10 protein-coding genes are annotated in these 13,666 nt (G+C 51.8%); 4 read left to right on the top strand and 6 right to left on the bottom strand.

All coding sequences use genetic code 11. The features are described 5' to 3' along the window. Complete coding sequence (locus DFP98_RS01145) at positions 1 to 897, bottom strand: ABC transporter permease (protein ID WP_116058717.1); 897 nt, start codon at positions 895 to 897, stop codon at positions 1 to 3. Between the two features lie 225 nt (positions 898 to 1,122). Continuing rightward, positions 1,123 to 2,823 carry a type 2 periplasmic-binding domain-containing protein gene (locus DFP98_RS01140; protein ID WP_116058716.1) on the bottom strand — a complete coding sequence of 567 codons (1,701 nt, stop codon included), beginning with the start codon at positions 2,821 to 2,823 and terminating at the stop codon, positions 1,123 to 1,125. Positions 2,824 to 3,027: 204 nt separating this feature from the next. Here DFP98_RS01140 and DFP98_RS01135 point away from each other — a divergent pair, with 204 nt between their 5' ends. Further along, positions 3,028 to 4,749: a sensor histidine kinase gene (locus DFP98_RS01135; RefSeq protein ID WP_246016377.1), complete on the top strand. Its 1,722-nt coding sequence runs from the start codon at positions 3,028 to 3,030 to the stop codon at positions 4,747 to 4,749. 210 nt (positions 4,750 to 4,959) lie between these two features. Beyond that, the gene (locus DFP98_RS01130; protein ID WP_220377040.1) at positions 4,960 to 6,627 is read left to right on the top strand and encodes a response regulator; all 1,668 of its coding nucleotides are present in this window, start codon (positions 4,960 to 4,962) and stop codon (positions 6,625 to 6,627) included. Here the strand turns inward: DFP98_RS01130 and DFP98_RS01125 are convergent. Continuing rightward, positions 6,622 to 6,909, bottom strand: a complete 288-nt coding sequence (locus DFP98_RS01125; RefSeq protein ID WP_116058713.1) for a DUF6171 family protein — start codon at positions 6,907 to 6,909, stop codon at positions 6,622 to 6,624. The genes DFP98_RS01130 and DFP98_RS01125 overlap by 6 nt on opposite strands. Positions 6,910 to 6,917: 8 nt before the next feature. After that, the gene (locus DFP98_RS01120) at positions 6,918 to 8,411 is read right to left on the bottom strand and encodes an alpha-N-arabinofuranosidase (protein WP_116058712.1); all 1,494 of its coding nucleotides are present in this window, start codon (positions 8,409 to 8,411) and stop codon (positions 6,918 to 6,920) included. Positions 8,412 to 8,604: 193 nt separating this feature from the next. Between DFP98_RS01120 and DFP98_RS01115 the strand changes: the two genes are divergently transcribed. Continuing rightward, the gene (locus DFP98_RS01115; RefSeq protein WP_116058711.1) at positions 8,605 to 9,093 is read left to right on the top strand and encodes a dihydrofolate reductase; all 489 of its coding nucleotides are present in this window, start codon (positions 8,605 to 8,607) and stop codon (positions 9,091 to 9,093) included. Between the two features lie 188 nt (positions 9,094 to 9,281). On the opposite strand, the gene DFP98_RS01110 is transcribed toward DFP98_RS01115, so the two are convergent. Together DFP98_RS01110 and DFP98_RS01105 are read right to left on the bottom strand one after the other, a co-directional pair. Further along, entirely contained in the window at positions 9,282 to 11,261 is a 1,980-nt protein-coding gene (locus DFP98_RS01110; protein WP_116058710.1) for a copper amine oxidase N-terminal domain-containing protein, read from the bottom strand. A gap of 89 nt (positions 11,262 to 11,350) precedes the next feature. Further along, positions 11,351 to 12,397, bottom strand: a complete 1,047-nt coding sequence (locus DFP98_RS01105; RefSeq protein ID WP_116058709.1) for a Gfo/Idh/MocA family protein — start codon at positions 12,395 to 12,397, stop codon at positions 11,351 to 11,353. Between the two features lie 179 nt (positions 12,398 to 12,576). Here DFP98_RS01105 and DFP98_RS01100 point away from each other — a divergent pair, with 179 nt between their 5' ends. After that, complete coding sequence (locus DFP98_RS01100; protein ID WP_116058708.1) at positions 12,577 to 13,476, top strand: helix-turn-helix transcriptional regulator; 900 nt, start codon at positions 12,577 to 12,579, stop codon at positions 13,474 to 13,476. Positions 13,477 to 13,666: the final 190 nt, after the last annotated feature.

The raw sequence follows: 13,666 nt of genomic DNA, 5'->3' as shown, positions 1-13,666 counted from the left end.
TTAAAAAATGCGATAGTTGGCTAATCGATAGGCCAGAAAGTAAGAAATAGAAATAAAAATGAGCGAAACGACGGACTTAAACAAACCAATCGCCGTGGCGATGCCGTACTGCGCTTTCTGGATACCGATCCGGTACACATAGGTATCGATGATGTCGCCGGTCTCGTACACAGGCGTGCTGTACAAATTGAATACTTGATCGAAGCCGGCATTAAGCACGCTACCGAGACTGAGCGTGGCGAGCAGTACGATGATCGGCAGCATGCCCGGCAAGGTCACATGCCATGTCTGACGCCAGCGGTTGGCTCCATCAATCTCCGCAGCCTCGTACAGCGTCGGATTAATGCTTGTCAGCGCCGCCAAATAGACGATTGTACCGAAGCCGAATTCCTTCCACACATCAGAGAAAACCAAAGTAAAACGGAACCAGCGATTGTCGCCCAGAAAAAAAATCGGCTCAATGCCGAGTAGACCCAACGCTCTATTTACCAGCCCCTGTGAAGGAGACAAAAGATCGATTAGAATGCCGCCCAGAATAATCCATGACAGGAAATGCGGCAAATAAATCAGCGTCTGAACGGTGCGCTTAAACACCGCCTTCCGAACCTCGTTAAGCAGGAGAGCCGCGATAATCGGCGCGACCAGCCCGGCGATCATTTTCAGCAGGGCAATAATAATCGTATTGCGAATAATCTGAGGGGTATCCGGAAGCGACCAGACGAATTGAAAGTTATCCATTCCGATCCAGGGCGATCCGAAGATGCCTTTGGACGGCATAAACTTCTTAAATGCAATGGCCAGTCCGGCCATCGGACCGTAGCTGTAAACGAGCACCAACAGAAACCCGGGGAGAATCATCAGGTGCAGCGGCCAATATTTCCGCAGTGCGGCGACCATTCCCTTCCCCTCCTTTCTAACTGCTGAATTTATAGGGGCTGTTCCATAAACCATTCAAGTTGCTCTACAAGATAATCGATGGTAAGAGTAATAGGCGTACGGTCTGTACCCCCCGATGCGAGATTCCCCACAAAACGACCAAAATCAAGAGTTGTATGTCATTAAAGCGTCATCGATCATCTCAAGCAACTATGCTTATGGGACAGCCCCATTCTCAGTTCTTATCTATTGTCTTGATGCGTGCCACTCGTTCACTTCTTCCGTAATCTTGTCGCCGCCCAGCTTGGTCCAATCGGCAACAAACTTGTCGAACTCGTCGATCGATGCAGCACCGATAATAATCTTAGTGAAAACCTCTTGCTCCTTCGTCTTCAACAAATCGCCCCGCTCGGCCATCGTCGGTGTTGCAACTCCGTAAAACTCATCGAAATGATATCTGTTCTGCTGGGAATACTCGTACATTTTCTCGAAGGCCCCGCCTTTGCCCGCAATATCGACCTGGTACCAGAACGTCGTATCGCCGGCTTCGAATTTCTTGACCTGGTCGTAGCGGTTTTTCAGGTCGCCGCTCCATTCGATCGCCGAGGTGTCTCCCGTGTCCAGCGCTTTGCCTAAATGCTGACCGCCTTGGACGTATAGATCCTGGATAAAGATCGTGAGCGGATTGATCGCCCACGCTTCGTTGCCCATGTCCTTCAGCTCTTTGCCGAAGCTGTAGACAGCGCGCGGATCTCCATCCGCCGGCTTCCCTCCCAGCAGCGCATCTACCCATTGGTTCAGCACCTTCATTACGGCTTCCGGATGCTCCGCATTTTTATTGACGACATAGTACGAAGCGACTGAAGCCGACACCTGCGACATTGCGGGATCGCCATCAACGGACGGAATCGTATATACGCCCCACTCCTGGGTTACCTTGCCGTCCTTGACCACCGCATCCTGCATCGCCGCGCTGTACCAGAAAGCTCCGAACAGCATACCTACGCGGTCGTTGGAGACCTGCTCCAGCATTTTCGCATTGTCGTTGACCGCAACCTCCGGATCGATCTGCCCGGCTTTGTACATATCCTGGAGCTGCTTAAGCGCCGTCTTCACCTCAGGCTGGGTACTGCCATAGACAAGTTTGCCCGAGCTGTCCTTCACCCATTGCCCCGGATAGGCATGGTAGCCGTTAAGGAAGCCGATCGGCGAACCGATCTGATCCTTGTCCAATCCCAGTCCGAACGCTTTGCCTTTGCCGCCCGTATTTCTCGATGCGAACGCCTCGGAAATTTGCAGCAAGTCCTGCATCGTCTTAGGCTCCGGCAGATTCATTTCCTGCAGCCAGTCCTGACGCACCCAGACGAATGACGCAGCGTTAAATGGACTGTTCGTCTGGGGGATCGCCATCAGCTTGCCGTCGAACGTAGCGGATTGCATCTGCTTGCCGCCGTCGGACACGACCAGCTTTTTCGTCTCTTCGCTGGCATATTGCTCGAATACTTCCGTCAGATCCATCACCATATCGGATTCGACCAGACGCGGCAAATCCTCGGCCGACACCTTGAAGAAATCCGGCAGATCGTTGGCGGCAATACTGATTTTCAGCTTGGAATCATACTCCTTGGTGTCGACAACCCAATTGTTCTTGAGCGTAATGCCCAAGTCTTGTTCGTAAGCGTCGTAGATCGCGTTCTTGTCCATCGTCTGTCCTTCGGTGAACAAGGCCGTATCGTTTGCTCTAACCGTCGTAAGCGTGATCGGAGGATCGTATTTGCCGGTCGCAGCCGCGCTATCCGATGGCTGTGACGATGTCGTCGCCGTTGCCTGAGGTGATGCGGAGCCCTCTGTCTGCGCATTATTCTTGGCACTGCTGCACGCCGCAGACGCAAGCAGCAAAGCTGCCGCGCAAGAAAGCGCTAACCCTTTTTTCATCGTGAAGCTCATTTGTCTGCCCCCTCATTATGTTGAATTGGTTTGCCTGAATTCACTATACCGTCCAGGCAAACGGGCAACCACAGGCATTCCTCAACTTTTATATACATTTGTAAACTTCTGCATCGGTAGCAGACGCCGTTTGACTTGACGATTCGCTTGGGAACTCTATATGATAGGTTCTACTTAAGCTGGCGGGAGGCTGTGTTCGTGAAAATGTCGATTTTTACGAGGCTGTCGTTGACGTTTTTGAGCGTATTGCTGCCGTTCTACGGGCTGACAATGCTGCTGAATAAGCAGGGCTCGGACAGCATTCGCAGCGAAATTACTCGTTCCGTGAGCAGTCGCGATCAGTTTTATATGCAAAATCTCGAGCAGGAAATTAAGCGCCTTTCGCAAATTTTTTATGAACTATTGGTCGATAACGACCCGATGCTCATAGGGGTTTCCCATGACTTTAGCGATCCGGACCTTCTCGATAAGGTGAAGGTTTTACAGAAAAGGTTGCAAATGGTCAAAGCGTCCAGTCTGTTCGTGGAAAAACCGATGATCTATTTCCCTTCAATGGACAGAGTCATTACGCCAAACGGCTTGACCGACGAGGACAAGCTGCAAAATCCGGACGAAATCGACAAATTATCCAGAAGCGTAGACCCCAACCGGATCGTGCAATTACAGGACGGCCGCTTCTATCTGAGCTTGCGCTATCCGATGTCCACTTCTTTGGATCGGCCGCCTCTGTTTGTCGTAATGTTCGAGCTGTCCGCCTCCCAGTTGAAAAACAGCCTGCAAAATATCGTGAACCCGCAGCAGGGAGATTTTCTGCTTGTCCATACAGAGGAGCACTGGGCGCTCTCCAGCTCCCGAGACGAGCAAACGGTGCAAAGTCTCAAGTCGCTCGCCGCCGGCAAAACGAACCGATCCGGCGCCGGGTCGGTCAAGCTGGGCGGCACGACGTACTGGGAATCCTATGTCTCCTCCGAAGCCCTGCAGCTCTCCCTGTTTGTTTTTATTCCGGACGAGAAAGTGCTGGGAGAATTAAAAAGTTACGAAAAATGGGTATGGGTCATTCTGGCCGTCTCGATCGCCGTCATTCTGCTGCTTGCTCTGGCGCTGTATCGCCTTATTCATAACCCGATGCGAAGACTCGTCTCCGCTTTCCGTATCGTGCAGCAAGGCCGGTTCGTGCCGATTGCGGAGACGGAGGCCAAGGACGAATTTCGCTATTTGTTCGAGGGCTTTAACCGTATGGTCTCTCAACTGAACGTTTTGATTCATGAGGTGTACGAGAAGGAGATTAGCACGCAGAGGTCGGAGCTTAAGCGGCTTCAGGCACAGATCAACCCGCACTTTCTGTACAATTGCTTCTTCATCATGGGCGGCCTAATCTCTGACAAGGAATACAACAAAGCGTTCGGCTTCGTCAATTACTTGCGCGATTACTACCGCTTTATCACCAAAAATGCCGAGGATCTCATTCTCCTTCAAGAAGAAATGCGTCATGCGCGAACCTATGTAGATATTCAAACGGTCTGTTACGGGGATCGCATCGACGTCGAGATGGAACCGCTTCCTGAATTTCTCAACGCTATCCCCGTCCCCCGCCTAATCGTACAGCCGATTATCGAGAACGCCTATAAATATGCACTTGTCCGCCATAGCGAGCGCGGAGAACTATGGCTTCACCACAAGGTTGAAAACGGCTGTCTAACCATTCTAGTCGAGGACAACGGACAAAGCCTGGACGATGCCGCAATCGCCGCTTTGTCTGAGCAGCTTGACACGACGGAGATCAAGGGGGAGGAACCTACAGGCCTGATTAACGTTCATCGCCGTTTGCGGCTGATGTACGGCTCGGACAGCGGTCTGACACTGTGCCGATCGCAGCTTGGCGGGTTATGCGTGATGATTTCAATTAAATTAAAAAATATAAGTTGAACCAAAGATACATCGAAGAAGTAACCCAATGGAATGGAAAAAGAGGATGGTTTTGCCGCGAGTTTTGGCTTTGAGCTGCTTACCTCTGAAGGTCTTATCAAGCCCAGCAGCCCAAAACAACCTGTCCGAAGTCGGCAAAACCATCTCTTTTGGAATGCAATGGGCTTCCCCCCATTGGTTCAACTTATATAGATGAGACGGAGGATGCGCATGTATCGAATGATGGTGGTGGATGATCTGCCCTATATTGTCGATCGAATGGAGCGGCTGATCGGCGAGCAGGAGCAGTTGAAGCTGGAGATGTACAAAGCGTATTCGGCCTTCGAGGCGTTGGACACGCTCAAGCGGATCAAAATCGACATCGTGCTGACCGATATTAAGATGCCCGGAATGGAAGGAATCGAGCTGCTTCACGAAATCCGCAAATACTGGCCGCGCTGCAAGGTGATCTTCCTCACCAGCTACGATGAGTTCCATTATGCCAAGAGCGCGATTTCCGGCGGCGGCTTCGACTTCATCCTGAAATTCGAGCAGGATGAGGCGATTATTAATGCCATTCATAGGGCGGTCGCCGCGCTTAACGACGAATATGCCGCAATGAAGCAGCTTCACGAAGCGCAGATGCAGAAACGGCAGATGATCCCGTTGCTTCAGGAGCAATATTTGCACAATATGCTGTACGGCAAAGCGGATGTTCGCAACACCAACGAGCAGTTCCGTGAGCTTGGCATTCCATTGCGGAGCGAGCTGCCCATGTATGTGCTTGTCGGCAAAGTCGACGACTGGGCGTCAATTACGGATACGTCCGAACGCAAGCTGCTGCTGTATGCCGCACGGAACGTGATCGAAGAGCTGCTGAATGTCTCCGTCATTCTCGTATCCGCGACAGTCGAACAATCCAAGCTGGTCTGCCTGCTTCAGCCCAAAGAAATCCTGACCGCGGAACGCGAGCAGCAGCCGGACCAGGAGATATGGGCCCGAACGTTCATCTTCGTGTTCGAAACCGTGATGACCATCCAAGCCACTTGCCGCGATCTGTTTAAGCTATCGTTCTCCTTCGCGCTGGGCGAGGAGCCGGTTCCGGCAGGCCGGCTGACGGAGCTGTTCGACCGGCTGCTCTCCCTGTTCCTAAGCCGGCTAGGCGCGGGCAAAGAACTGCGGCTGACGGATCGTATGCTTGCCGATTTGGACAATCCGTCAGCCGCAGCGGCGGCGCAGTATAAACTGCAAGGCTTTGTCATTAAAAAAATCGAGCTGCTTGGCCGCTATCTGAAGAGCGGAGCAAAAGCGGAATTCGATCAGTTATTTGCAGAGATTATGACCGACATGATCAGACACTCCGACTCCGGCTTTCTGAAGCTGGAGGTCCATCACAACTTGGCTTCCGTATTTCTGTCCTATCTTCGCCTTCATCCTCCGACGCCTTCTTTGTTGGCCCAGGTGAACGTGGACAAGCTGACGAAGGCGAATCCCGATCTATCCTGGGAGGAAATGAAGCTTATCTTCGCGTCAATGTCTGAACGTATCTTTGAGTCCAACGCGGCCGAAGCCAAGGACGAGGGCAAAGAAAATCTAATCCACTGGCTTAACGATTATATCGAGCAGCATATTTCCGAGGAGTTGTCGCTGACTCGGCTCGCGGAAGTCGTCCATTTGAACCCGGTATATTTGTCCCGTTTGTACATGCAAGCAACGGGAGTCGGCATCTCCGACTATGTGAACATGTGCCGCTTAAACCGATCAAAGGAGCTGCTCAAAAGCAGTCACCACAAAATATACGAAATCGCCGGAATGGTAGGTTACGACTCGGCTTTGTCGTTCATTCGTTTTTTCAAAAAGCAGATGAACATGACGCCGCAGGAATACCGCAATCTATGATCCATCCGAGTAACGCCGCCAGCCGGTTCCTCCAGGCGCGGGACAGCTTTTGTCCTTGAGCTTGGCGGCGATTCTGACGAAGCATCCGCACAACGCGCACGTATGCCCTCCAATCAGCTTCGAGCAATCGCGGCACAGGCTTAACCGCTCTTGATAGACGTCGTCCGGAACGCAGACACCGCTATCGGAACGGAACAGCGGCGTGGCCAACATCTTGTCTATTCGTTCCTCGGATACCCGGTAGTCGTCCCGGCAGCCCTTGCACAGCGGATCGCCGACCATCGCCGTCCTCATTGACGCGAAGTCAGTTCCAGAACAGCGACAGACATCGGTGGCAGATTAGCCGTCAGTCGATTAGCTGCAACGGTGAAGTCGGTAAATGTAGCCGGCGCAACCCGATCGGGGGTGTCGAACGTATTGTGACCGTCCGTCTGCTCCGAGGCGAGAATCGAGCCATTCACCAGAATAACCTCTTCTGCCCAGCCTCTCAGCTCAATTGCAACGGTTGCGCTCGATTGATGATCCAAGTTGCACAGACTCAAGTGGATACGGCCCTCGGCGTCTCGCGAAGCGGATGCGGAAATTTGCGGCAAACCTTCGCGGCCGCTTCCGATCTGATCAACAGCCTCGTGCAGGTCCAGCAATTCCGCATCCTGGTGAACCTTAAACAAGTCGAAAACATGATAGGTCGGCGTCAGAAGCATGCGCTCTCCTTCCGTGAGCACGACGGACTGCAGTACGTTGACGAGCTGCGCGATATTCGCCATGCGTACGCGGTCGCTGTGACGATGAAAGACGTGCAGCGTGATTCCGGCGACAAGCGCGTCTCGTATCGTATTCTGTTGATACAGGAAGCCCGGATTCGTGCCCGGCTCGACATCGTACCACGTCCCCCACTCGTCCACGATCAGACCGATGCGCTTGTCCGGATCATACTGATCCATAATCGCGGAGTGCCTGGTGATCAGTTCCTCCATATGCAGAGCCTTACGCAACGTGATCGTCCATTCGGATTCGGGAAAACCGGTGGCGGAGCCTTTCTCCGACCAGGAGCCCGGAATCGTATAATAATGCAGGGTGATGGCATCCATAAAACGATGGGCTTGCTTCATCAGCGTTTCCATCCACGGATAGTCGGCATCGCTCGGTCCACAAGCGATTTTATGAATCCGGTTGTCCCCGTAGCTGCGGACATAGGTTTGGAAGCGACGATAGAGATCAGCATAATATTCCGGGCGCATGTTGCCGCCGCAGCCCCAGTTCTCGTTGCCGACGCCGAAATATTTCACCTGCCACGGCTGCTCCCGTCCGTTGCCCTTGCGCCACTCAGCCATCGGCGATACGCCGTCGAACGTCAAATACTCGACCCATTCGGACATTTCCTGAACGGTGCCGCTGCCTACGTTGCCGTTAATGTAAGGCTCGCATTCGAGCAGCTCGCAAAGCCTCATAAACTCATGCGTTCCGAAATGATTGTTTTCTACAACTCCTCCCCAATGCGTGTTGACCATACGCTTGCGGTTTTCTCTTGGACCGACTCCGTCCTTCCAATGATATTCGTCCGCAAAACAGCCTCCCGGCCATCTTAGAACCGGAATTTGGAGCTGCTTCAATGCCTGCAGTACGTCATTGCGAATTCCATCGGTATTCGGAATCGGAGAATCCTCCCCAACCCAGAGCCCCTCGTAAATACATCGTCCGAGATGCTCGGAGAAATGTCCGTAAATGTTGCGGTTGATCGTGCCCTTCGCTCGGTCTGCGTGAATGACAATTCGGTTGGCCATCTTAAATCCGCCCTTTAGGATTAATATTTTAATTAATTAAATCATAATTACATTAATCATAATTCCATAATAAAAGCGGATTGCTAAAATCGCAACCTTTTTTCCGAGATCTTGTAACCGCCGGCAAGATTATCGCGCTGCATGTCGAATTCATATCAACTAAGCTGAGATTGGATAGAGCGGAGGCTTTAAGTTGCAAATTTCATTAATTGCCGCTATGGACAGAAACAGGGTCATTGGAAAAGAGAACGATATTCCGTGGAGAATTCCTAACGATTGGAAGTTTGTAAGGAAGACGACTGAGGGGCGTCCTATCATTTTAGGACGAAAAAACTTTGAATCCATAGGCAGAGTTTTGCCTGGACGTCGCAATATTATTTTGTCAAGAGATACCGGGCTGACCATTGAAGGCTGTGAAATCGCGCATTCGATTCAAGACGTATTCGATCTATGCGCAAACGAAGCCGAGATTTTCATTTTTGGCGGCGAGCAGATTTACAAGATGTTCATGCCGTACGTCAGCAAGATGTACATAACAAAAATCCATCATGAGTTTGAAGGAGACACCTTCTTCCCTGAACTGGATCGCAACGAATGGAAGGAAATATCGGTTGAAGGAGGCATTCAAGACGAGCGAAATCCGTACGTTTACTATTTTCATGTTTATGAAAGAGTACGGTAGAGGGGCTAATTCGTCTACATCGGAGACATGACCCGCTTCGTTTCCAATCGAATGGAAGTTAGTCGAGGGGAGTGGTAATTATCTAGAAGCTCCATGGGTCATGTGATTAGTCCGGAGACTGCCTCATACGCCCCTGAAATCACCTTGTCACGGGTTTACCATTAAGATTTCAGGAGCGTATTCCAACTTTAATTGATAATCAAGATGACTTTGCCGTTCACGAAGCCTACCGTATCGAAATTATAGTAGACCCACGTTTCAATTTTCTTCCCGGACGCGGTCGTAATGCTGGTTCCCGCCGGGCGGCCCCATGCCATTTTCACCTGATCCTTGTTCATCCCGAGCGTCACTTTACCCGCTTTAATCTGATTCCATGTCGCCGTAGACCACTTGTATTTCTTCTTCGGATCATAATTGAAGAGATAATCCTCGTTCGTAAACAATTCCTTGACGAATTCGGAAGACATCGGATAACCTTTCAGCGTTTTGCCCGCCGCGTTCTTGAACTGGACGACGAAATCTCCCGACGATTGCGGAACGACATCGACGACCGTTACTTTGGAGAAGCGATCCCAGCCTTCAAAATAATTAACCCAGTAGCTTTTGCCGATAAAACCGGCCAAGCTGCCTTGCATCGCTTTCTTGACGAGACCTGCCGTCTCGGTGGATACGACCGTCATCCTGGCATCGGCGCCGAAGGAGATTTCAGCCGACTTCCATTTGTTATCCCATTTAACCTTTACGCCAACAGCCGCTTTCAGCAAGGAGTCGGGAATATACGTCTCCCCTTTTTCCGAGAACGGCGCTGCAGGAAGCGCAATCGTTTCGCCGTTCAGCTTGGCGTTCTTGTCCCCCGGCTTGAAGGAAAAGGCGGTATCGCCGATTTTCGCTTCCATCGCTCCGCTTGCGGAGGACACCGTTCCTCCCAGCGCTTTCACGACGGCCTTCACCGGAACGAATACGTTGCCGGCAACGAGCTTGGCATACGTGAGATTGTTCGGCAGGCTGGCGGAAACCTTCATTGTTTTTTCCATGCCGCCGGTCGTCACAGTAACTTGAGCCTCGCCTACCCCAAGCACCTGCAGCTTTCCGTCTGAACTCACACGCAGTAAGTGCGGCTTGTCCACCTTAACGTTCGTTTTGTTCGGCTCCACCTTGATCTTGGCGCCGTTGGAATACGTCTCCTGAATGCCTAGCTTCAGCGTATCTCCGACGAGAGGCTTAAGCTCGGATAGGGAGACATCCACCGCTTCGACCTCCGGCCCTTCAAACGGAACGATATCTCCGTTGTTGAACAGGACCCAGCTTCCGTCTTCGCGTTGCGCGTAAAACTGTTTCGAATCCGCGTAATGCACCGTTCTCGCGATGGCTGTCAGGCCGGAAACTTGATGATCCAGCTTCCAGCGTCCCTGATAGTCGCCCGTTTGCCATACGGTTCCGTCCTTGAGGGTAACGAGCAGTACTTGCGTCGGTGTGCCGGGCGTGTATGCAATATGTTTGACGCCTTGCGCCACCGTAACCGGAAGGATTGTGCCGTTGTCGTCGAAATTCGTCGACTCGTAAACGACGACTTCTCCCGAATCGAAGAGCAGAGCCACCTTGCCAGCCATCGCGACCATAGAGGCAACGGCTGTCGGATTGGCAATCGTTCCAAGCTTAAGGTTCTTGCCTTGGGCATAGTGATCTTTAAGCAGCAAGTCCCCGTTTTGCTGCAGCATGGCGAAGCTGGCACGCGTTAAGCCTTCGGAATCGTCGTTTCCATAAGCAATATGCAGTACCCGCTCGATTCCTTTTAGCTGCTCATAGTTCCCCCATACCGTTCCGTCGCTCCTCAGCCAGTAGCCGCCGGCTATCTCTTTGATGGCGGATGGATCCGGCGCGAGCAGCGGTTCGGAGTCATCGTAATACTCCATTAATCTCCCGGCTTTTGAAATTCCCAGGCCGCGTTCCGAAATCGTCGCAAGATCCGAGGAAAAACGGAATTTCTTAAAGCCGTAAAGGGTTGTCCATAATGTTCCATCGTCCATTAGCATCGTATCTTTGCCGATAATCTCCACGATTTTCGGAGTTGCGCCAGCCGCATCCGCATAGCGGGCGTTAGGCTCTAAAGCTGCGCTAGCTCCCGATACGAGCGCTATTGCGAGCAAAATCTGTAAAAGCTTCCTCATTGCTTGACCTCTTTCCGCATGATATGCATTCGACTCTCTCAACTAATATACCAAAATCCTCCTCTGAATTCTCAGCGGAATTGAAGCGGCTACAGCCTCAGCATCGTATCCAGCATCACCTTTCGGCCGCTGCTTGCGCTCTCCAAAGCTGCCAGCACCATCGCCATACTATACCGATTATCCCGGCAATCCGTTTCCGCCGGCCGGCTCTCTTCCAGCGCAAGGAACATCTCGTCGAGACAGCCATCATGCCCGGTCGTCCGCCTCTCGAACGCGCTCATTTCCGGATCGATCCGAATACAGTCCTTGATGAATTGGCCTTCTTCCTGTCCCGGCGCTACGACTTCCGCATAAGGCGGGTTAAGGCCGTCCCAGATTGCCGTGCCCCGGTCCCCAACAATTCGCCACTCCGCCTCCCATGACGTCGGCGCTCCTTCGGCGCACCACGAGCCTCGATAGTTAAACACCAAGCCGTCCGACATTTCGAAAATGCAGATCGCCGCCGCGTTACCCGCGTACCATGAGCCTTTAGGGTTAAACTCGTGACAGTACACGGAAACCGGAACGGCCCCCGTAATCAATCTTGCTTGGTCAAATGTATGAATCGCCATATCGAGCAGCAGAGGGCTTGCCATTGCGTCTCTGAATCCGCCGAAATGCGCGCCGATAAAGAAATCTGCGCCTATGAACCCCACGTTGCCGATCTGCCCGGAAGCGACCATCTGTCGCAGCGAGCGAATACGAGGATCGTATCTGCGATTTTGCATCACCGCATGCGTGCGTCCCGTTTCCTCGGCGATCCGGACAATCTCGTTGCAGTGCTCCATCGTTTCGGCCAGCGGCTTCTCGCTAAAGACGTTGCAGCCTAAGCTCATAGCGGATTTGCTTATGTGAAAATGACTGGAAGGGATCGTGACATCAAAAACCAGATTAGCTCCCGTATGCTCGATAGCGCTCTGCAGATCGGAGAAGACGCCGCACTTCAGCCCTTTCCTCTCCCTCATTTTCTCCGCAAACTCAAGTTGAATATCGATCAAGGCCACGATCTCCGTATCCGGTCGCTTCATCGCATAATCGATCCAGACGTTGGACATTCCCCCGCACCCTGCGACAACAACTTTATATTTTGAAGCCATGAACAAATGCCTCCTTATTTTGAGTATTTACGTCTAAAAATCTGATACAGCTCCTGTTTGTAGATCACTCTTATATTGCTATAATGGATAGAGCATAGGCTCATTATATCGTTTGTTTCAGGTTACAACCTTTCTTATCTTGTGCAATAATCGCAGTATTTTGGGGAGTTGAGCTTACAATGGCCTACCCGCAGGAATTACGGGAAATGACCCATATCGCCGACAAGGATTATCCGATTCATTTCTTTTTCAACGACTGCGGCCATGCGAAAACAGACGATTGCATCCTCTTTTTACACTGGCACGAGCACTTTGAAATCATTGTCATGCAGCAAGGCTCCGGCATTTTCCATATTAACAGTCAACCTTACGAGGCTGGACCCGGCGACGTGTTGTTCGTGCCTGCCGGAGGTCTGCATACCGGCTTCAGTACTTGCGAGGGACATATCGCCTATATCTCGATCGTGTTCAACGCCTCGCTTTTTCACCATTGGGTTCAGGATACAATTCACGCTCGTTATGTCCTTCCTTATTTGGAGGGCCGCGCCTCCTTGCCGGTTAAGCCCGCGGCAATCGAAGCTTCGTGCGCGAAATACTATTCTCTGCTGGATCAAGCCGCTACAGAGTTCGTCGCCAAGCAACCCGGTTATCAGACGATCATCGTCTCTCAGCTTCATATGCTGCTGACCTATCTTGCTAGAATCTTTTTCCCGCAGCAGCAGCTGGATCGATTGGGCCGCAGGCCCGTTCATAATAGCGAAAGCTTCAAGACTCTTATCCAATCAATCGAAAACCAATTATCGGAGAGGCACACGGTCGACAAAGCCGCCAAACAGTTGAACTTGAATCCTTATCATTTCTGCAAGCTGTTCAAAAGGCTGACCGGACGCACATTCATCGAGTACGTCAATCTCTGCCGAGTCAACGAAGCCGAGCGGCTGCTTCTGAGGACCGAGCTGTCCGTTACAGAGATTGCCGGTCGGATCGGCTGTGACAACCCGAACTATTTCACCAAGCTTTTTAAGCAGTACAAAGGGATAGCTCCTTCCCGGTTCCGCCAGAAGGAGCTTGTTCGGTGAGCGCGACGATGATCAGACTGAGGGAAGGGATAAGCGGGCTGCGGCCCTCCGGGCCCCTTGCTTTCTTCCGAGCAAGTATCCGAGCAGGTCGTTTCTGCTGTATTTGACAACCTTTTGCGCACAGGGGTATGATTCTTCACATGACTAATAAGCAAGAACCGTCTTATCTTGCCTAACAAATGGAGAACTC

The organism is Cohnella phaseoli, from assembly GCF_003386235.1.
Taxonomy (GTDB): domain Bacteria; phylum Bacillota; class Bacilli; order Paenibacillales; family Paenibacillaceae; genus Cohnella; species Cohnella phaseoli.
The sequence above is the reverse complement of the archived record's forward strand: the minus strand, read 5'-3'. Positions and strand labels throughout refer to the sequence as shown.

What these genes read in the sequence shown, in the direction of transcription:
- DFP98_RS01125 (WP_116058713.1), bottom strand. Translation starts at nt 6,909, where the DNA reads ATGGTCGGCGATCCGCTGTGCAAGGGCTGCCGGGACGACTACCGGGTA.
- DFP98_RS01120 (WP_116058712.1), bottom strand. Translation starts at nt 8,411, where the DNA reads ATGGCCAACCGAATTGTCATTCACGCAGACCGAGCGAAGGGCACGATC.
- DFP98_RS01105 (WP_116058709.1), bottom strand. Translation starts at nt 12,397, where the DNA reads ATGGCTTCAAAATATAAAGTTGTTGTCGCAGGGTGCGGGGGAATGTCC.
- DFP98_RS01100 (WP_116058708.1), top strand. Translation starts at nt 12,577, where the DNA reads ATGGCCTACCCGCAGGAATTACGGGAAATGACCCATATCGCCGACAAG.
- DFP98_RS01145 (WP_116058717.1), bottom strand. Translation starts at nt 897, where the DNA reads ATGGTCGCCGCACTGCGGAAATATTGGCCGCTGCACCTGATGATTCTC.
- DFP98_RS01140 (WP_116058716.1), bottom strand. Translation starts at nt 2,823, where the DNA reads ATGAGCTTCACGATGAAAAAAGGGTTAGCGCTTTCTTGCGCGGCAGCT.
- DFP98_RS01135 (WP_246016377.1), top strand. Translation starts at nt 3,028, where the DNA reads ATGTCGATTTTTACGAGGCTGTCGTTGACGTTTTTGAGCGTATTGCTG.
- DFP98_RS01130 (WP_220377040.1), top strand. Translation starts at nt 4,960, where the DNA reads ATGTATCGAATGATGGTGGTGGATGATCTGCCCTATATTGTCGATCGA.
- DFP98_RS01110 (WP_116058710.1), bottom strand. Translation starts at nt 11,261, where the DNA reads ATGAGGAAGCTTTTACAGATTTTGCTCGCAATAGCGCTCGTATCGGGA.